General features: G+C 65.6%; 17 protein-coding genes, 1 tRNA gene and 1 riboswitch. Of the genes, 6 read left to right on the forward strand and 12 right to left on the reverse strand.

Annotation, left to right across the window (positions count from 1 at the left end; all coding sequences use genetic code 11):
• Positions 1 to 6 precede the first annotated feature (6 nt).
• The 3 genes from Q2M23_RS37115 to Q2M23_RS37125 form a co-directional block, all read right to left on the reverse strand.
• Positions 7 to 258: a DUF3551 domain-containing protein gene (locus tag Q2M23_RS37115; protein ID WP_076832446.1), complete on the reverse strand. Its 252-nt coding sequence runs from the start codon at positions 256 to 258 to the stop codon at positions 7 to 9.
• A 70-nt stretch (positions 259 to 328) separates the two neighbouring features.
• Positions 329 to 402 (reverse strand) — tRNA-Gly (locus tag Q2M23_RS37120).
• Between the two features lie 109 nt (positions 403 to 511).
• A complete protein-coding gene (locus tag Q2M23_RS37125) occupies positions 512 to 2,059 on the reverse strand; it encodes a 4-amino-4-deoxy-L-arabinose transferase (protein WP_316398684.1) in 1,548 nt (515 codons plus the stop codon).
• Between the two features lie 158 nt (positions 2,060 to 2,217).
• Between Q2M23_RS37125 and Q2M23_RS37130 the strand changes: the two genes are divergently transcribed.
• From Q2M23_RS37130 to Q2M23_RS37145, 4 genes are all read left to right on the forward strand, one after another.
• Complete coding sequence (locus Q2M23_RS37130) at positions 2,218 to 2,796, forward strand: methylated-DNA--[protein]-cysteine S-methyltransferase (protein ID WP_316398685.1); 579 nt, start codon at positions 2,218 to 2,220, stop codon at positions 2,794 to 2,796.
• A gap of 9 nt (positions 2,797 to 2,805) precedes the next feature.
• Entirely contained in the window at positions 2,806 to 3,645 is an 840-nt protein-coding gene (locus Q2M23_RS37135) for a helix-turn-helix transcriptional regulator (protein ID WP_168857619.1), read from the forward strand.
• 56 nt (positions 3,646 to 3,701) lie between these two features.
• On the forward strand, positions 3,702 to 4,061 hold the full coding sequence (locus Q2M23_RS37140; protein WP_316398686.1) for a VOC family protein: 360 nt from the start codon (positions 3,702 to 3,704) through the stop codon (positions 4,059 to 4,061).
• Positions 4,062 to 4,190: 129 nt separating this feature from the next.
• On the forward strand, positions 4,191 to 4,607 hold the full coding sequence (locus Q2M23_RS37145) for an SRPBCC family protein (RefSeq protein WP_316398687.1): 417 nt from the start codon (positions 4,191 to 4,193) through the stop codon (positions 4,605 to 4,607).
• Positions 4,608 to 4,788: 181 nt separating this feature from the next.
• Here Q2M23_RS37145 and Q2M23_RS37150 read toward each other — a convergent pair whose 3' ends face one another.
• The 3 genes from Q2M23_RS37150 to Q2M23_RS37160 form a co-directional block, all read right to left on the reverse strand.
• Positions 4,789 to 6,231: an MATE family efflux transporter gene (locus Q2M23_RS37150; protein ID WP_092085396.1), complete on the reverse strand. Its 1,443-nt coding sequence runs from the start codon at positions 6,229 to 6,231 to the stop codon at positions 4,789 to 4,791.
• A 129-nt stretch (positions 6,232 to 6,360) separates the two neighbouring features.
• Complete coding sequence (locus tag Q2M23_RS37155) at positions 6,361 to 7,410, reverse strand: hypothetical protein (RefSeq protein WP_316398688.1); 1,050 nt, start codon at positions 7,408 to 7,410, stop codon at positions 6,361 to 6,363.
• Between the two features lie 163 nt (positions 7,411 to 7,573).
• Positions 7,574 to 8,680, reverse strand: coding sequence for a 2'-deoxycytidine 5'-triphosphate deaminase (locus Q2M23_RS37160; RefSeq protein WP_057016021.1), 1,107 nt, complete (start codon positions 8,678 to 8,680; stop codon positions 7,574 to 7,576).
• Positions 8,681 to 8,814: 134 nt separating this feature from the next.
• Positions 8,815 to 8,894: riboswitch (SAM riboswitch) on the forward strand.
• 76 nt (positions 8,895 to 8,970) lie between these two features.
• Between Q2M23_RS37160 and Q2M23_RS37165 the strand changes: the two genes are divergently transcribed.
• On the forward strand, positions 8,971 to 10,164 hold the full coding sequence (locus Q2M23_RS37165; RefSeq protein ID WP_316398689.1) for an O-succinylhomoserine sulfhydrylase: 1,194 nt from the start codon (positions 8,971 to 8,973) through the stop codon (positions 10,162 to 10,164).
• Between the two features lie 51 nt (positions 10,165 to 10,215).
• Here Q2M23_RS37165 and Q2M23_RS37170 read toward each other — a convergent pair whose 3' ends face one another.
• The 6 genes from Q2M23_RS37170 to Q2M23_RS37195 form a co-directional block, all read right to left on the reverse strand.
• Complete coding sequence (locus tag Q2M23_RS37170) at positions 10,216 to 10,989, reverse strand: SDR family oxidoreductase (protein ID WP_316398690.1); 774 nt, start codon at positions 10,987 to 10,989, stop codon at positions 10,216 to 10,218.
• A 123-nt stretch (positions 10,990 to 11,112) separates the two neighbouring features.
• Positions 11,113 to 12,258: a pimeloyl-CoA dehydrogenase small subunit gene (gene pimD, locus Q2M23_RS37175; RefSeq protein WP_057016018.1), complete on the reverse strand. Its 1,146-nt coding sequence runs from the start codon at positions 12,256 to 12,258 to the stop codon at positions 11,113 to 11,115.
• A 185-nt stretch (positions 12,259 to 12,443) separates the two neighbouring features.
• Positions 12,444 to 13,634, reverse strand: a complete 1,191-nt coding sequence (gene pimC / locus Q2M23_RS37180) for a pimeloyl-CoA dehydrogenase large subunit (RefSeq protein ID WP_057016017.1) — start codon at positions 13,632 to 13,634, stop codon at positions 12,444 to 12,446.
• 159 nt (positions 13,635 to 13,793) lie between these two features.
• The gene (locus Q2M23_RS37185) at positions 13,794 to 14,981 is read right to left on the reverse strand and encodes an acetyl-CoA C-acyltransferase (RefSeq protein WP_057016016.1); all 1,188 of its coding nucleotides are present in this window, start codon (positions 14,979 to 14,981) and stop codon (positions 13,794 to 13,796) included.
• Positions 14,978 to 16,681 (reverse strand): dicarboxylate--CoA ligase PimA, encoded by a 1,704-nt coding sequence (pimA, locus tag Q2M23_RS37190; protein ID WP_316398691.1) that lies wholly within the window; start codon positions 16,679 to 16,681, stop codon positions 14,978 to 14,980. Before pimA ends, Q2M23_RS37185 begins: the two co-directional genes overlap by 4 nt.
• Positions 16,682 to 16,824: 143 nt before the next feature.
• Positions 16,825 to 18,921 (reverse strand): 3-hydroxyacyl-CoA dehydrogenase NAD-binding domain-containing protein, encoded by a 2,097-nt coding sequence (locus Q2M23_RS37195; protein WP_057016014.1) that lies wholly within the window; start codon positions 18,919 to 18,921, stop codon positions 16,825 to 16,827.
• Between the two features lie 180 nt (positions 18,922 to 19,101).
• Between Q2M23_RS37195 and Q2M23_RS37200 the strand changes: the two genes are divergently transcribed.
• On the forward strand, positions 19,102 to 19,315 hold a 214-nt coding region (locus tag Q2M23_RS37200), incomplete at its 3' end, for a helix-turn-helix domain-containing protein (RefSeq protein WP_316398692.1).

Below are 19,315 nucleotides of genomic sequence, written 5' to 3' on the forward strand. Positions count from 1 at the left end.
GAAAAGTCATCGTTCAGGCCGATGAGGACGCGCCGACCTTGGCGCATAATAAGGGTTCACCAGACAGGTCGCCGGCATGCCCACAGCGCTGGCCTGGCACTGATCTATCGACGTGAAGATGCAGTCCATGCGCTCGCCGACCAACTCGCCGTAAACATGCATGCAGACGGGATAGCGCGGATCATACATTTGCGCGGATGCCGGCCTCGTCATCCAAAGCGCGCCCAGCGCAAGCAGCAGCGCTCCAAGCAACCTCACGTCACGTCTCCTGCTGTCGCCAAATACATCGCCGTGCCGACAAACTGTCCCGCGACATTTGCCTGAAGGCTGGAGCGGGCGAAGGGAATCGAACCCTCGTATGCAGCTTGGGAAGCTGCCGTTCTACCATTGAACTACGCCCGCGATCTCAATGCTTGAGGTCGCACCTCACGGGTGCGACCCGGCCGGACCATAGCCCGGGCGGAGGCAGCGGATCAAGCGCGCATTGGAGCCGATCGCCGCACCGCCCCCGCTAATGGCCCATCCTCACGAGCACGTCATTGATGACAAAAGCCGCGGCGGCGGATGCGTCGCAGGTGCCGCTTCGTGCATAGATGCAGGCATCGGCGATGCCGACGCGGGCACAGCTTTGCCTTGAATAATTCGCCGGCAGATCACCGGCGGCCGCGGGCCGCGCGAGGATGCGATTGAAGGCCGGCCTGGTCGCCTGCAACAGCGGCGGCAGGATCAGCTCGGCGAGCGGATCGGCGGGCTCCAGCGCATAAAGCGGTACTGGGCCGACCAATCGTTCCCGCCCTGGCAACAGCTGGAAACGGACATTGTAAAGTGCGAGGCCGCACAGCTGCGGATCGCTGCGCAGTTCGGCGGCGAGCCGCGCCGCGCCGACACCGCGCGTCCAGTAGTCGCGCATCCCTTCGCTGGCGCCGGCGAGCGTCACCGAGAGCAAGGCCCAGCCGCCGGTGACGATCGGCAATGCCCAGCGGCGCCACCCGGGTTTTGCGCGCAGCCATTGCACCCAATCGGCCGATCCCAGCGCCGCGACGATGATGAACAGCGCCACCGACAGGAAGACGAAGCGGTATTCCTTGTGCGCGATCAGGCTGTGGAAGACGAGGTTGACCAGCGCCACGGCCAGCAACAGCGGCGCATGCCGCGCGCCGCGCCAGATCGCGGCGAGCGGCAACACGATCGCCGCCGACCACACGATCAGGAAGTTGACGAGATAGGCCGAAGGGGGCGTCACGCCGAACTCGGTCGCGCGATCGTGCAGCAGGTTTTCGTTGATGTTGCCGATCAGCCAGGCGAACGGCACGGCGCCATGCGCAAGGTCGATCGCGGCGGAGAGCACCAGCGCGGCGAGACCGCCCGCGATCAGGGGAATCAGGTTTCGCCAACGCATCCAGCAGGCGCCGAGCGCAAGCACGGCGATGGCCGGCGCGTACTGAAAGCGGCAGATAAAGGCAAAAGCGAGCAACGCGCCGCCGATCGCCAGATGCCGCTGCGACGGACGGCCGGTCACCAGCAGCGCCGCCGGCACGACCAGCGCCGTCGCCAACGGCTCGCCCAATGTGTGCGGCGAGAGCAGGATCAACTCGAACCAGACTGCCGCAGCGAACGCCGCGACGATGGCATGGGTTCGCGAAATCCGTGCACCAAAGAACCAGGCGCTGACCACGATCGACAGTGACGCAGATGCGGCGACCAGGCGCGGCACCAGGAAAGCGCCCTCGCCGCCCGGCGCAATCAAGCCGCCCACCGCGACCGGCCCGGCCAGCAATGTCGGCAGGAACCAGCCGCGAATGCCTTCGCGCCACTCCCACGTCAAAATGCCGTCATGGCCGAGCATCCGCCACGCCGGCTCGAGATACTGAAAGATCTCGTCCGGATACATCACGTTGGGCCAGAGCGCGGCCGCAAGGCGCAGGACCAATGCCAGCAACAACAATGCGAACAGCGGATGAAGATGCCCGGCCGATGTCCCGGCCACAGCTTTGCCGCCGCGCGCGATATCCGCGCCGGTGCTGGTCATCGTTCCGCCGATCGTACCGTGGAGCAGCATGCTGACGACCAGATAGCGGGCAAAGCCTTTAAGATGCGTGACTGGTAATTGGCGGGGTCACACAGAACGGGCCGCGACATGGTTAGCTAAACGTCAAGATTCCGGATGCGCGCGCCGGCGACAATGTTAGGATCGCGCGCATGGGGGCTGGTGGCGTCATGACGGGGCGTGGGTATACCATTTTCGACACGGCGATCGGCCGATGCGGCATCGCGTGGGGCGAGCTCGGCGTGGCTGGCGTGCAGCTTCCCGAGCTGCGCGAGATCGAGACCCGCAAGCGGCTATTCAAGCTTTATCCTGACGCGCGCGAGATGCGGCCTCCCGAGGAGGTCGCTGTCGCGATCGAGGGCATCGCCGCGACCTTGCGCGGCGGCATTGGGGACCTTGCCGGCGTTGCGCTCGACATGAGCGGCATCCCGGCCTTCAACGCGCGCGTCTACCAGTTTGTCCGCACCATTCCCCGCGGCGAAACCCGGACCTATGACGAGGTGGCGAGCGCCTTGCGCGCGTCCGGCGCGGTCTATTCGGTGGCACAGGCGCTCGGCCGCAATCCCTTCAGGGTCATGGTGCCCTGCCACCGCGTGCTCGAGGCGGGCAATTATGCCGACCGGATCTCGCCGAACGGCGGCAGCATCTCGAAACGGCGGCTGCTCTCGATCGAGGGCGCCCAGCCGACCACCAGCAAGACCCTTTTTGATGTGCTGCTGCCCGTTGCACGACTCCGGCCGCAAGCTTAAATCCGGGGTATGGTCCGAACCACGCTGCTGCAGCGCGATCGCATCACGGTGAACGAGTTCCGCTGCACGGCGGAACCCGGCGACAAGCCGTTCGCCGAGCAGTTCGCCTCCCACTCGGTGTCCTATGTGCGCAGCGGCAGCTTCGGCTGCCATTGCCGCGGCCGCTTCCATGAGCTGGTGGCAGGCTCGATCCTGGTCGGCCATCCCGGCGACGAATACACCTGCACGCACGACCACGTGGTCGGCGACGAATGCCTGTCGTTCTTCCTCGACCCGGTGCTGGTCGAGACCATCGGCGACCGCGCGGCGGTCTGGCAGGTCGGGTCGGTGCCGCCGCTGCCGGAACTGATGGTGATCGGCGAGCTCGCGCAAACGGCGGCAGCTGGCAACAGCGACGTCGGTCTCGACGAGATCGGCCACCTCCTCACCAGCCGCCTTGTCGAGCTGGTGTCCGACCGCAAGGCAAAGCCTCTCACCGCAGGCTTGCGCGATCGCCGCCGCGCCGTCGAGGCCGCGCTGTGGATCGACGCCAATTCACACCATCAGATCGACCTCGACGATACCGCGGAGCAGGTCGGCTTGAGCACCTTCCATTTCCTGCGGCTGTTTTCCGCCGTGCTCGGCGTGACCCCGCATCAATATCTCGTGCGCTCGCGGCTGCGCCATGCGGCGCGGCGGCTCGCGGATGACGACAGCCCGGTCACCGACATTGCCTATGACGTCGGCTTCGGCGACCTCTCCAATTTCGTGCGCAGCTTCCACCGCGCTGCGGGTGCCTCGCCGCTGAAGTTCCGCCGGGCCTCGCGCGGCGACCGCAAGATTTTCCAAGAACGTCTCGCGCTGCAATAGCTAGGCTACTCCAGTCCGCGCGTCTTTCGATGCGCTTAGCGACTGGAGATTTCCTCATGTACGACCATATCGGATTGCGCGTTGCCGACCTCGACGCCAGCGTGCGCTTCTACACCGCGGTGCTGGCGCCACTCGGCTTCGTGCTCTGCTCGCGCGACGACAGCGGCGCCGGCTTCGGCCCGAAGGGCGAGCCCGCGCTCTGGCTGCATCTGCACAAGGGCAAGGCCCAAGGCGGCGCGCACGTTGCGTTCCGTGCCCCGAACCACGACGCGATCAAGACATTCCATACCGAAGGCCTGAAAGCCGGCGGCAGGGACAACGGCGCGGCGGGCCATCGCAAGGATTACAGCCCGACCTATTACGCGGCGTTCCTGCTCGACCCCGACAGCAACAATGTCGAGGCGGTGTCGACCTAGCACACCACAGCTCCGCCGTCATTGCGAGCGGAGCGAAGCAATCCATCTTTCCGCCTGCTGCGGTGTGGATTGCTTCGTCGCTTCGCTCCTCGCAATGACGACACATCTGAAACCAACGAGGATTGAACGATGGCTTCCATTCACAAGGACATCCCGATCGACGCGCCGGCAGATCATGTCTGGGACGCGTTGCGCGATTTCGGCGCACTGCATACCCGGCTGGTGCCGGGCTTCGTGACCGACACCAAGCTTGATGGCGACGTTCGCACCGTCAGCTTCGCCAACGGCACCGTGGCGCGCGAGACGCTGGTCGATTGCGACGACCAGCGAAAGCGGCTGGTCTATGCGATCAGCAGCGAGCGGTTGAAGCAGCATTCCGCCTCGCTGCAGGTGTTCGCCGAGGGCGACGCGCGCTGCCGCGTGGTGTGGATCGCCGACGTGCTGCCGCACGAGGTCGCGCCATACATGGACGCGCAGATGGATCTCGGCGCGGCGGCGATGCAGGCGGCGATGGCCAAGTCGGCGAGGGAGAAGAGCGCGGCGTGATCCGCTAGGTCATGCGACTGGCCGCGCATTTCGAACCACGACCGTCACCCTGAGGAGGCCGCGAAGCGGCCGTCTCGAAGGGCGACAGCCCTGCTGTTTCCAGGAGCGAATGCCGAAGCACCGGGGCCGTCAATCCTTCGAGACGCCGCTTCGCGGCTCCTCAGGATGACGGGTTTAGTATCTACGACAGCGCCGGCTGCACTTCTGCGACCGGTGCCGACTTGCCCCAGCGCGTCAGGATCACGCTGAGGCAGGACAGCACGCCGAGCACGCCCATCGAGGCGGCGGCGAGTGCGAAGAAGTTCTGCGCGCTCGCCTCATGCGTCGACAGCCACCAGCCGCCGGCGCCGATGAAGATCAGCCGCGCGGTCTGCGCCAGCACCGGACCCAGCACTTTCGCGGCACCCTGCGAGGAGAAATACATCGACATCGCAAGGCCGATGAAGGCGTACATCGGCGCGGCGGTCGAGAGATATTGATGGCTGGTCGCCCGCACATGTGGATCGTTGGTGAACAGATTGACCCAGAGGTCGGGGAAGACGGCGATGAAGCTGCCGACCACGCCGACCGCAAGGAACGACACCGTGCCCGCGGTCCAGGCGATGCGCCGGGCCCGCGCGACGCGCTCGGCGCCGACCGCCATGCCGATCATCGGCACCGAGGCGATGCCGACCGCGAAGGCGACCGAGGTCAGCATGAATTCGAGCCGCGCGCCGATGCCGTAGCCGGCGAGCACCGCGGTTCCGAACTGCGCCAGCATGTGGGTGAAAATCGAGATCGTCAGAACCGATTGCAGCGGCGAGAAGCAGGACACCGCGCCGACCTTGAGGATGTCGATGAACATCGCCCATTGCACGCGCAGCCCCTTGAGTTTCGGCTTCACGCGGGCGCGGCCCGAGAACAGATACCAGCCCATCACGCTGATGCTGATCGAATAGGCGATCAGCGAACCCGCCGCGACGCCACGCATGCCGAATTGCGGCACCGGACCGAGACCGAGCCCGAGGGTGCCGCCGAGAATGATCTGCCACACCGCCGAGGACAGGATCATGGTCGACGGCAGCTTCATGTTGCCGGTGCCGCGCAGGATGCCGGCCATGGTGTTCATCAGCCAGGGCAGGATCGCGCCGCCGAAGAACACCTGCGAATAGGCAATCGCCTGCGCCAGCACATTGCCGCGGCCGCCGAGCAATTCGAGCAGGCGCGGGCCGAAGATCAGCATGCCCAGCATGAACGTCAAACCAAAGGTCAGGCCGATCAGCAGCGCATGCATCGCCAGCGTCGAGGCGCGCTCGATCTCGCCGGCACCGAGCGCACGCGCGATCGCGGATGCGACGCCGCCGCCCATCGCGCCGCCGGACATCGTCATGGTCAGGATCACGCAGGGAAACACCAGCGCCATCGCCGCGAGCGACTCGACGCCGAGCCGGCCGATATACGAAGTCTCCGCGATGACGACGCAGGTGCCGGCGGAGAGCGCGATCACGTTCGGCCACGCCAGCCATAGCAGCGTGCGCAGGATCGGCCCGTCGAGCAGCGCATTGCGCGCCGGCTTGGTCACCGGCGGCGGCAGCGGCCGCTCTTGTTCGTCGACAGGAATTTCGGCGAGGCCGAGATCGGACATTTCTACTCCCACGCGCGATCTGGGGAGCCGCGCCATGGTGTTTCCCTACCATGGCGGCGGCGGAATCCACGTGCGCGGGGCGCAAGGGGGGCCTGCGCGATTGCAGGTGAACCCGGATGAACCTTGGGGCTAGCCGATCGACCAGACGAACGGCGCGCCGGCGGCGCTGTTCGGCTTCAGATGCACCGGAATATGCCGCCCGCAGCCGGCGGCCAGCCCTTCGAACAGGCCGGTCAATACGCTGGCGCAGGCCGGATGATAGTCGGCCACGTCGGCCATCAGCTTCCAGCCCTGCTGGCGGATTTCGAACTGGCCCTCGGATTCGGTGATGTCAGCAATATCGTCCTGCGACTCGAAGAGAGTGCGCAGGAATGCGGCAAATTCCGTGGCACGGCCACGGCGGCCGCCGAGCGCCTGCGCGACCTCGTCGTAATACTGCATGCCGATCAGTCTGCCGGTGAGATGCAGCAGATAGCTCGCATCCTCCGGGCCGAACACCTGCACAATGACCGGCGCGGCCGTCTTCACATATTCCATCGCGTAGTTGCGATAGGCCTTTTCCAGCCGCGGCTTCGGCCAGCTGTCGACCGGCAGCGCCGGCGCGGTGTTCGGATCGAATGGCGGCGCCTCGAGATGGCGCGCGAACACCAGGCGCTGGTCGAGCTCGAGCGGATGATCGTACTCGCAGTAATAGCCTTCGAGGCCGTCCTGGCCGTCGACACTCTGCTTGGTGCAGACGAAGCCGAGCCGCAAGTCCCCGAGCGCGACACCGTTGTTGGCGTGCCAGCCGCGCAGCATCGCGCGCGAGACCTCACCGGGCACGCCGCAGATCGCTGTGCCCTTCCAGATCCAGCGCGGCGGCGGATAGCGGATCCAGGCCTTGCGGTCGGTCTCGTACATGTATTCGACATGCACGCCGCCGATCCAGTTGGAAAGATAATGATACTGCGCGGCCGCGACCGCCGGCGGCAGGCTGTCGAGGCCGAGCTTCTTCAAGCCGGGCAGGAAGCGCTCCTGCTGCTGGCGACGAAACACGCGGAAGACGAACTCGGCGGCATCAGCCGTGCCGCGCCGCGTGACGACGGTGAGGATCAGCCCGGTGAAGAAGGCGTGATAGAGATCGGCGACGCTGCGCCACTTCCGCCATTGCGTTTCGCGCGCGTCCTGCTCTCCGGTCATGTCTGCTCCCGCTGTTCTTGTTGGCGAGATAAAGCCTCGCGCGCGCAATCGTAGCCCGGATGCAGCGAAGCGCAATCCGGGGCGGCTCAATGCGCGTATGCAGCGCCCCGGATTTCGCTAGCGCTTCATCCGGGCTACGGAATTACACGCGCGCGAAACGGAATTACACGCGAAAATGCTTGGAGAGCTTCAGGCCCTGCGCCTGATAGTTCGAGCCGATGCGCTGGCCGTACAGCGCGTCGGGGCGCTCGAGCATCCGCTCATAGACGAGGCGGCCGACGATCTGGCCATGCTCGAGGATGAACGGCACCTCGCGCGAGCGCACCTCCAGCACGGCGCGCGCCCCCTTTCCGCCGGCGCCGGCATAGCCGAAGCCGGGATCGAAGAAGCCGGCATAATGGACGCGGAATTCGCCGACCAGCGGATCGAACGGCACCATCTCCGCGGCGTAGTCCGGCGGCACCTGCACCGCCTCTTTCGACGCCAGGATGTAGAACTCGCCGGGATCGAGGATGAGACTGCCGTCGGGCCGGGCCTTGATCGGCTCCCAGAAGTCGTCGACGGCATAGCCGCCGCGGCGATCGACATCGACCACGCCGGTATGGCGCTTGGCGCGATAGCCGACGAAGCCGCCCGAGCTCTCGCCGGAGAGATCGACCGAGAGCGCGACGCCATGGGTGAGATCGGCATTGGCGGCGTCGACCAGCCGCTCGGCGGCATGCAGCGCATCGAGCTCGTCGGCGGTCAGCGTCGCCTCGCCGATCCGGAAGCGGACCTGGCTGAGCCGCGAACCCTCGCGCAGCAGCACGGGAAACGTCTTCGGGCTGATCTCGGCGTAGAGCGGGCCATGATAGCCGGCGCCGATCATGTCGAAGCGGCGGGTGCCGTCGGCGATCACGCGGGTGAAGACGTCGAGCCGTCCGGTCGAGCTCTTCGGGTTGGCCGCGGCCACGATCTCCGGCGGCAGCGCCAGGCTCTCCAGCAGCGGCACGATGTAGACGCAGTTGGTCTCCAGCACCGCGCCGTCGGACAGATCGATCTCGTGCAACTTCAGCTCGTCGATCCGCTCGGCGACGGTGGCGTCGGGCCCCGGCAGGAAGCTGGCGCGGACGCGGTAGGCAATGTCGCCGAGGCGGAGATCGAGGCTGGCCGGCTGGATCTGGCTCTCGACGAAGTCATAGGCGGGCAGAATGAGGCCGGCCTCCGCCATCTCCGCGATCATGCGGTCGGGCAGGATTCCGTTGGATTCATCTTCCAGCGTGAACGACACGATGCGGTCCCTCGGCGATCCCTTGAGATGACTCAAAAATCATACTCCAGGCGGCCATCAAGCCCCAAAATATGGGCTTTTACGGGTTATCCGATGACCGTCTTGACGGAAAGGGCGCGAGGGAATATCAGCTGCACTTATCCCGTGGTGATTTGAGCCGGCCGGCTTGCAGCCACGTTAAATAAGTCGCTAAACAGGCCGGGGACAGTGTGATCCCGGCTTGTGGAGGTTGCTCCAGGCCGGTTTTTTTGTGGCCAGTTTCCAGGGGAAATGGCCACCTCGGAGGTCACATGTCTGAATCTGAAACCACGGCCCGCTTTCGTCCCGAAACCCGTCTCGTCCATGGCGGTACGCTGCGCTCGCAATTCGGGGAGACGTCGGAAGGGCTGTTTCTCACCCAGGGCTACGTCTACGACACCGCCGAGCAATGCGAGGCGCGCTTCAAGGGCCAGGACCCCGGCTTCATCTATTCGCGCTATTCCAACCCGACCATTGCGATGTTCGAGCGCCGCATGATCGAGCTCGAGGGCGCGGAAGCCGCGCGCTCGACCGCGACCGGCATGGCCGCGGTGACCACCGCGATCCTCGCCCCGCTGAAGGCCGGCGATCATGTGGTGGCCTCGAAGGCCCTGTTCGGCTCCTGCCTCTACGTGGTGCAGGACCTGTTGCCGCGCTACGGCATCGAGACGACGCTGGTCGACGGCCTCGATCTCGACCAGTGGCAGCGCGCATTGCGGCCGAACACCAAGACCTTCTTCCTGGAGAGCCCGACCAATCCGACGCTCGACGTGCTCGACATCGGCGCGATCGCAGAGATCGCGCATAGCGGCGGCGCCCGGCTGATCGTCGACAACGTGTTCGCGACGCCGATCTGGCAGAGCCCGCTGTCGCTCGGCGCCGACGTCGTGGTCTATTCCGCGACCAAGCATATCGACGGCCAGGGCCGCTGCCTCGGCGGCGTCATCCTGTCGTCGGAGGCCTTCATCGCCGAGCACATCCACAATTTCATGCGCCAGACCGGGCCGTCGCTGTCGCCGTTCAACGCCTGGGTGCTGCTGAAGGGGCTGGAGACGCTCGGCGTCCGCGTCCGCGCCCAGACCGAGAACGCGGCGAAGATCGCCGAGGCGCTGGCCAAGCATCCGAAGATCACGCGGCTGGTTTATCCGGGCCGCCCCGATCATCCGCAGGCCGAGACGGTGAAGAAGCAGATGGGCGCCGGCTCGACGCTGGTCGGCTTCGAGGTGAAGGACGGCAAGGCCGGCGCCTTCCGCTGCCTCAACGCGCTGAAGATCTCGCGCATCTCCAACAATCTCGGCGATGCCAAGAGCCTAGTCACGCATCCCGCGACCACGACGCATCAGCGCCTGGCACCCGAGGCCCGCGCCGAGCTCGGCATCAGCGAAGGTTTCATTCGCTTCTCGGCCGGGCTCGAGCATCCCGACGACCTGATCGAGGATTTCGAGCGGGCGCTGGAGCGGGTCTGAAGCAACGCGTCGTGGCCGGGCTTGCCCGGCCACGACGGCTTCTCTTGAAGATTAAGTCGCAGCCGTCGTGACGCCGCCGTCGACCACGATGGTCTGGCCGGTCATGAAGGTCGACGCGTCGGAAGCGAGATAGGCCACAGCGCCTGCGATCTCGTCGGGCTCGCCGATGCGGCGGAGCGGCGTCGATGCGGTGCGGCGCTTCAGATTGTCCGGGTCCTCCCACAGCGCGCGGGCGAAATCGGTCTTCACCAGGCCCGGCGCCACGCAATTGACGCGCACGCCCTTCGGGCCCCACTCGCCGGCGAGGCTGCGGCACAGTGCGAAGTCGGCCGCCTTGGAGATGCCGTAGGCGCCGATCACCGTAGAACCCCGAAGTCCGCCGATCGAGGAGATGATCACGACCGAGCCCTTGCCGCGCTCGGCCATCTGCGGGATCGCCAGTGCGGACAGCCAGATGTTGCTCTTGACGTTGGAGCCCATGATCTTGTCGAAGGCCTCGTCGGTGATGTCGAGCAGCGGGCCGTAATAGGGATTGACCGCGGCGTTGCAGACCAGGATGTCGATCTTGCCGTAATGCTTGATCGTCCCCGAGACCAGCGCCTCGACCTCGTTGCGGCGCGCGATGTTGCAGGGGATGACGAGCGCATCGCCGCCCGCCTTCTTGATGCCGTCGGCGACTTCCTGGCAAGCATCCGCCTTGCGCGAGGAGATCACGACCTTGGCGCCGAGTCTTGCCAGAAGCTCCGCCGAGGAGCGGCCGATGCCGCGGCTCGAGCCGGTGATGACCGCGACCTGGCCGGTGAGATCGAACGGGGTGTTTTTCATTGTTGTTTCCCTGTTATTTGCACGTCATTCCGGGGCGCGACGCAGTCGCGAACCCGGAATCCAGAGGTTACGGCGCCAGATTCCGGGTTCTCGCTTCGCGAGCCCCGGAATGACGGAGATGGCTCAGGCCAACAACCCGCCGCCCTCGCTGACGCGACGGAGGTGATAGTCGGTGTCGCCGAGCGTGTTCTCGATCATGGTCAGCCGCTTGAAATAGTGACCGATCTTGGCTTCCATGGTCATGCCGATGCCGCCATGAAGCTGGATCGACTGCTGGCCGACGAACTTCAGGGACTTGCCGACCTGCACCTTGGCGGCGGCGACCGCCGACGCACGCTCCTTGGCATCGTCGAAGTCCGACGCCATGGTGGCGAACATCGACATGCTGCGGGCCTGCTCCAGCGCCACGAACATGTCGGCGGCACGGTGCTGCAGGCTCTGGAACGAGCCGATCGCAACGCCGAACTGCTTGCGGGTCTTGATGTACTCGACCGTCTCCTTCAGCGACTCGTCCATCGCGCCGACGGCTTCCGCGCACAGCGCAATGCGGGCTTCGTCGGCGACGCGCTCGATCAGCGGCAGGCCGTTCTCGGGATCGCCGATCGCGGCGTCAGCGCCGACCTCGACATTGGTGAAGGTGATGTCGGCCGCGTGCAGGCCGTCCTGGGTCGGATAGCCCTTCCTGGTGACGCCCTTGGCATCCGCTGGGACCAGGAACACGCCGATGCCGGTCTTGTCGCGCTGGCCGCCCTTGGTGCGCGCGGTCACGATCAGCGTGTCGGCGTTCTCGCCGTTGAGCACCACGAACTTCTCGCCGTCGATCACGTAAGCAGCGCCCTTCTTCTTGGCCGTGGTCACGACGTCGAACAAATCGTAGCGCGAGTTCTTCTCGAGCTGGGCGAAGCCAAAGGTCCTGCTGCCGTCGATGATGCCGGGAATGTACTTGGCCTTCTGCTCGGCCGAGCCACCATGGCGCAGGAAACCGCCGGCGACCACAACGGTGGCCAGATAAGGCTCGACCACCAGCGCCTTGCCGAGCGCTTCCATCACGATCATGGTCTCGACCGCGCCGGCGCCAAAGCCGCCGTCGGTCTCCGCGAAGGGAAGACCAAGCAGGCCCTGCTCGGCGAGCTTGCCCCAGAGCGCTTTGCTCCAGCCGCCCTTCTCCTTCATGTATTTCTTGCGCGCATCGAAGTCGTAGGCATCCGCCAGCAACCCGTCGACGCTTTCCTTGAGAAGCCGCTGCTCCTCGGACAGATCAAAATCCATGTTCGTTCCCTTAACTAACTGATCGTTGTTCAAGCCGGGGCCTCTTCACCTCGCCCCGCTTGCGGGGAGAGGTCGGATCGCGAAGCGATCCGGGTGAGGGGGTACAGGTCTCTCGGCAGTCGTTGCTCGGAGAGATGCCCCTCACCCCAACCCTCTCCCCGCGAAGAGCGGGGAGAGGGAGAGGATCAAAGCCCCAGCACCGCCTTGCTGATGATGTTGCGCTGGATCTCGTTGGAGCCGCCGTAGATCGAAACCTTGCGGTTGTTGAAGTAGCTCGGCGCGATCTGCGCGGTCCAATCCATGCTCTCGTTGGAACCGGCATCGCCGTGCTCGTCATAGGGTGCGGCGAACGGACCGATGATCTCCATCAACAGCTCGGTCGTGGTCTGCTGGATCTCCGAGCCCTTGATCTTGAGCACCGAGGACGCCGGATTGGGCTTGCCCTTGCCGTGCTTGCCCTCGTCGGCGACGACGCGGAGCTGGGTGAGCTCGAGCGCCTTCAGCTCGATCTCGCAGGCAGTGAGCTTCTCGCGGAACGCCGGATCCTCGATCACCGGACGGCCGCCGGCCTCGACCTTGGAGGCCAGCGCGCGGATGCGGCGCAGCCGCTCCTTCGACACGCCGACCCGGGCGATGCCGGTGCGCTCATTGCCGAGCAGGAATTTGGCGTAATCCCAGCCCTTGTTTTCCTCGCCGATCAGGTTCTCGTAGGGCACCTCGACGTCGTCGAAGAACACCTCGTTGACCTCGTGGCCGCCGTCGATGGTCTGGATCGGGCGCACGGTGACGCCCTTCGACTTCATCGAGAACACGATGAAGGAGATGCCCATCTGCTTCTTCGCGGCCGGATCGGTGCGGCAGAGGCAGAAGATCATGTCGGCGTGCTGGGCGAGCGTGGTCCAGGTCTTCTGGCCGTTGATGATCCACTTGTCGCCACGGCGCTCGGCCTTGGTCTTCAGCGACGCGAGGTCCGAACCCGAGCCCGGCTCCGAGAAGCCCTGGCACCACCAGTCGTCGACATTGGCGATGCGCGGCAGATATTCCTTCTTCTGCTTCTCGTTGCCGAAGGTGTAGATCACCGGGCCGACCATGCTGACGCCGAAGGCGAGCGGCTGCGGCGCCGGATAGGACTGCAGCTCCTCGTTGAAGATGTAGTGCTGCACGGTGCTCCAGCCGGTGCCGCCATATTCCTTCGGCCAGTGGGTGACGCCCCAGCCCTTCTTGTTGAGGATGCGCCACCAGGTGACCATCTCGTCCTTCGACAGATGGCGGCCTTCCTGCAGCTTGCGCCGGGTCTCCGGCGGCACGTTGTTCTTGAAGAACTCCCGCACCTCCTCGCGAAACGCTATCTCTTCCTTGGTGAAAGCGAGATCCATCGGATCCTCCTTTTGAAATTCAACTGCTTCTTTCCTGGTCGTCCCGGCGAAGGCCGGGACCCATAACCACCGGCTTTCGTGTTTGACAACGCCGGCTGCCGCATGTGCCCAAAGAGAAGCCGCGGCGTATGGGTCCCGGCCTTCGCCGGGACGACAATCCTACTGCAACACCTCGAACAGGCCGGCCGCGCCCATGCCGCCACCGACGCACATGGTGACGACTGCGTATTTGGCCTTGCGGCGGCGGCCCTCGATCAGCGCGTGGCCGGTGAGCCGCGCACCCGACATGCCGTAGGGGTGGCCGACCGAAATCGCGCCGCCATTGACGTTGATCTTCTCCGGATCGATGCCGAGCTTGTCGCGGCAATAGAGCACCTGCACCGCGAAGGCCTCGTTGAGCTCCCAGAGATCGATGTCGTCGACCTTGAGGCCATGGCGCTTCAGCAGCCGCGGCACCGCGAACACCGGACCGATGCCCATCTCGTCCGGCTCGCAGCCGGCGGAGACGAAGCCGCGGAAGATGCCGAGCGGCTTCAGCCCGCGCTTGGCGGCTTCCTTGTCGCTCATGATCACGGAGGCGCTGGCGCCGTCCGAGAGCTGGCTGGCATTGCCGGCGGTGATGGTGAAACCGTCGCCGCGCACCGGCTTGAGGCTGGCAAGCCCTTCGGCCGTGGTCTCCGGCCGCGGACCTTCGTCCTGCGACAGCGTCACCTCTTTCATCGTGACGGCACCGGTCGCCTTGTCGGTGACCGCCATCATGGTGGTGATCGGCGCGAGCTCTTCCTTGAACTTGCCGCCCTGCTGCGCGGCCGCGGTGCGGCGCTGGCTTTCCAGCCCATACTCGTCCTGCCTCTCGCGCGAGATGTTGTAGCGCTTGGCGACGATCTCGGCAGTGTCGATCATGGGCATGTAGACCTCGCCCTTGATCTTGAGCAGCGCCGGATCCTGGGCGTGGAACGAGTTCATCTTGTCGTTCTGCACCAGCGAGATCGATTCACCGCCGCCGCCGACCGCGATCTCGACGCCGTCGAAGATCACCGAGCGCGCGGCAAGCGCAATCGCCTGCAGGCCGGAGGCGCACTGGCGGTCGATCGTGGTGCCGGCAACCGTCACCGGCAAGCCGGCGCGGAGCAGCGCCTTGCGCGCGATGTTGCCGCCGGTCGCGCCCTGCTGCATCGCCGCGCCCATCACCACGTCCTCGATCTCCTTCGGATCGACCTTGGCGCGCGCCACCGCTTCGCCGATCGCGTGCCCGAGCAAGGTCGCGCCCTCGGTGACGTTGAGCGCGCCGCGATAGGCCTTGCCGATCGGCGTGCGGGCGGTGGAGACGATAACGGCGTCGGTCATGAGCGAGATCCTGATGCAGTCTGTTGTTGCGTGGATTGAGATGTCTCGGTTTGAGCAGTCTTGGGCTGCTGCTGGCGCAATTCGTGACGCGACAGCTTGCCGACCGGGGTGCGCGGCAATTCGTCGACGAACTCGACGGCCGCCGGCAGTTCGTGCTTACCGACCTTGCCGGTGAGGAATGCACGCAGCTCGTCGATCGAGAAGGTCTTCTCGCCGTCGCGCAGCTTGATGAAGGCCTTTGCCGCCTCACCGCGGTAATCGTCGGGAATGCCGATCACGATCACCTCCTGCACGGCAGGATGGGTGTAGATCGCCTGCTCGATCATCTGCGGATAGACGTTGAAGCCGCCGGAGATGATCATGTCCTTCTTGCGGTCGACCAGATAGAAATAGCCGTCGGCGTCCATGTAGCCGATGTCGCCGGTGAGGAAGCGGTCGCCGACGAAAGCCTCCGCGGTCTCCGCCGGCCTGTTCCAGTAGCCCTTGGTGACGTTCGGGCCGCGGATGCGGATCTCGCCGACCTCGCCGACCGGCATCACCCTGGTGGAATCCTCCAGCGACACGACGTCCATCTCGATGCCGGGCAGCATCAGCCCGATCGAGCCTGGTTTCTCCGGTCCCTCCTTGGGATGGCCGGTGCCGGGCGAGCAGGTCTCGGTCATGCCCCAGCCGCTCTTCAGCTTCATGCCGACGCGGCGCTCGAAGATCTTCGCGACCTCCACCGGCAGCGGCGCGCCGCCGGAGCCGGCGACCACCAGCGAAGAGAGATCGCGCTTGTCGAGATCGGGCAGCGAGGCGATCGCGATCCACATCGTCGGCACGCCGGGAAATACCGTTGCGCGCTTGACCTCGATGTCGCGCATCACCGCCTCGACATCGAAGCGCTGGTGCAGCGAGATCAGATGGCCGCGCCGGATCGCCGACAGCAGCACGACGGTCAGTGCGTAGATGTGAAACAGCGGCAGCACGCAGATCACGCGCTCGATCGCATTGCGCTCGAGCCGCCCGGGCTTGCCCCAGACGTCGTAGATCGACACCGCCGCGGTGAGATTGCCGTGGCTGAGCATTGCGCCCTTGGGCAGGCCCGTGGTGCCGCCGGTGTATTGCAGCAGCGCGACGTCCTCGACGTCGACCGCCGGCCATTGCGACGGCCTGGTCGCGCCGTCGATGAACTGGCGGTGGGTGATGATCGCGGGATTGTCGGGCAGCGCCGTTTGCGGCGTGCCGACCTTGCCCCAATTGTCGTCCTCGCAGACGATCAGACGATCGAGCAGACCCTTGGCGAGGAATTTCAGCGCGGTCGGCAACAGCGCCGACAAATTGCTGGTGACCAGCACCCGCGCGCCTGAATCGGACAGCTTGTGCGACAGCGCGATCTCGCCGTCGAGCGGCGACAGATGCACGACGCGGGCGCCGGCCTTCAGCGCACCGAAGAAATTGATCGGATGGTCAGGCGAATTGCCGAGGAACAGCGCGACCGACGTTCCCTTGCCGTAGCCGGCCCGCATGAAGGAAGCGGCGGCGGTCTCGACCAGGGCCTCCAGCTCGGCGTAGCTGATCGGCCGGTCGCGGAATTCGAGCACCGGGCGCGCGCCGAACTCGGCGGCGGCGCTCGACAGCAGGTCCGGCAGCGTGCCGCGCGTGATCTCGTCGCTCCACTGCACGCCCTTGGGATAATATTGTTCGCCGGGATAGGTCATGAAAACCAGACTCTGGAAACTGTCATTCCGTGGCACGCGCAGCGTGAACCTAAGATGCGCAATTTGCGCATCGGGGAATCTCGAGATTCCGGGTCTGCGCCTTACGGCGCATCCCGGAATGACACGTGGTTACAGTCGGCCAATCACGCCGCCTTCGACGGCGCGGCGAGCGAGGCGAAGGTCTTGCCCTCGTCGGCGAGCTTCTTGAGCAGCGGCGCCGGCTCGAGCGAGGGATCGTTGGTCTCCTTGGCGTAGAAGGCCAGGCGATCGGCGATGTGCTTGAGGCCGACGGTGTCGGCCCAGAACATCGGACCGCCGCGATAGATCGGCCAGCCATAGCCATAGAGCCAGACCACGTCGATATCCGACGGACGCGCCGCGATGCCCTCGGCGAGGATCTTCGCGCCTTCGTTGATCATCGGGTACATCATGCGCTCGAGGATCTCGTCGTCACTGACGACGCGCTTCTTGCGGCCGAGGCGCGCCAGCGTCTCGTCGATCAGCTTCTCGACCTCCGGATCGGGCAGCGCCGCGCGCGAGCCCGGCTCGTACTTGTAGTAGCCCTTGCCTGTCTTCTGGCCGAAGCGGCCGGCTTCGCACAGCGCGTCGGCGATCTCCGACTTGATGCCGCGGTCCTTGCGCGAGCGCCAGCCGATGTCGAGACCGGCGAGATCGCCCATCGCGAACGGGCCCATCGGCATGCCGAACTTGGTCACCACGGCGTCGACCTGTTGCGGCAGGGCGCCTTCGAACAGCAGCTTCTCGGACTGCTTGCCGCGCTGCGCCAGCATGCGGTTGCCGACGAAGCCGTCGCAGACGCCGACCACTGCCGGCACCTTGGCGATCTTGCGGGCGATCGAGACGGCCGTGACCAGCGCGTCGGGCGCGGTCTTGTCGGCGCGCACGATCTCGCACAGCTTCATGACGTTGGCCGGCGAGAAGAAGTGCATGCCGAGCACGTCCTGCGGACGCTTGGTCGACTTCGCGATCTCGTCGATGTTGAGATAGGAGGTGTTGGAGGCCAGCACCGCGCCCGGCTTGGCATACTGGTCGAGCTTGCCGAACACTTCCTTCTTGACCGCCATGGTCTCGAACACCGCCTCGATCACGAGATCGGCGTCGCCGACGTTCTCGATGCCGACGACACCGTTGATCAGCGCCATCCGCTTGGCGGGCGCGTCCGCCGGGATGCCGCCGCGCGCGGCGGTCGCCTCGTAGTTCTTCTGCATGATGCCCATGCCGCGCTTGAGCTGCTCCTCGCCGGTCTCGATCAGGGTGACCGGGATGCCGGCATTGGCGAACGACATCGCGATGCCGCCGCCCATGGTGCCGGCGCCGAGGATGGCGACGCGCGCCACGTTGCGGCCCTTGGTGCCGTCGGGGACACCGGAGATCTTGGCGGCTTCGCGCTCGGCGAAGAAGGCGTAGCGCTGTGCCTTGGACTGGTCGCCGTTCATCAGCTTGAGGAAGCCCTCGCGCTCCTTCTTCAGGCCCTCGTCGAACGGCAGGTCGATCGCGGCGCCGACGGCGTCGGCAGCGGCGAACGGCGCCTCGAGGCCGCGCGACTTCTTGGTCAGCGCAGCGACCGCATTGGTGAAGATCGAACGATCGGCCTTGGCCGCGGCGAGCTTGCTGTCGTCGTCGCGCAGCTTGCGCAGCGGACGCTTCTCGGCGACCACCTTGCGCGCGAATGCCTCACCGCCCGAAGCCGGTCCCTCGACGATCTCCTCGATCAGGCCGGCCTTCAGCGCCGCGTCCGCGCCGATCGGATCGCCGCCGACGATCATCTTGACCGCGAGCTCGGGACCGACCGCGCGCGGCAGGCGCTGGGTGCCGCCGGCGCCGGGCAGCAGGCCGAGCTTCACCTCGGGCAGACCGAGCTTGGCGTCCTTGGTGGCGACACGGTAGTGGCAGGCCAGCGCGACCTCGAGGCCGCCGCCGAGCGCGGTGCCGTGGATCGCGGCAACGATCGGCTTCGGCGAGCTCTCCATCAGGCTCAGCACTTCGGCGAGCCCGGGCGGCTTCGGCGGCTTGCCGAATTCGGTGATGTCGGCGCCGGCGATGAAGGTACGGCCGGCGCAGGTCAGCACGATGCCCTGGACCTGCGCATCATCGATCGCGCTCTTGATGCACTCGAAGATGCCGCCGCGCACCGCGGCGCTCAGCGCATTCACAGGCGGACTGTTAACCGTGACGACGGCAATATTGTCATGACGTTCGAGCTTGACGACTTCACTCACCGGGACTCTCCCTGGATGCTTGTTCTTGGACTTGTGTTGAGTAGCTGCACGACTTGCGTTGAGCCGCTACGATTAGACCAATTTCGCACTGCGAAATTTAATTCCACATCTTGACATGGAGGGTTATTTTGAAGCACGTGCCTTGTCAACGAGCATGACAAGGGCAGGGCAAGGATAGGGATGAAGCGCGCTAGCAAGAAAGCCGCGACCGATCGCAATTTCGTCGTCGCCCTTTCCCGCGGACTGGACGTCCTGCGCGCATTCCAACCCAATGACGGGCTGCTCGGCAATCAGGAGATTGCGGCCCGCACCAAGTTACCGAGTCGGAGGCCAAGCGGTCTTAGGAAGACAACTATAACACTCAACTCCTTGGCTCACAGAACGACATGGCTAC

Origin of the sequence: Bradyrhizobium sp. 33ap4, assembly GCF_032654765.1 — a bacterium.
In the GTDB taxonomy this organism is placed as follows: Bacteria; Pseudomonadota; Alphaproteobacteria; order Rhizobiales; family Xanthobacteraceae; genus Bradyrhizobium; species Bradyrhizobium australafricanum.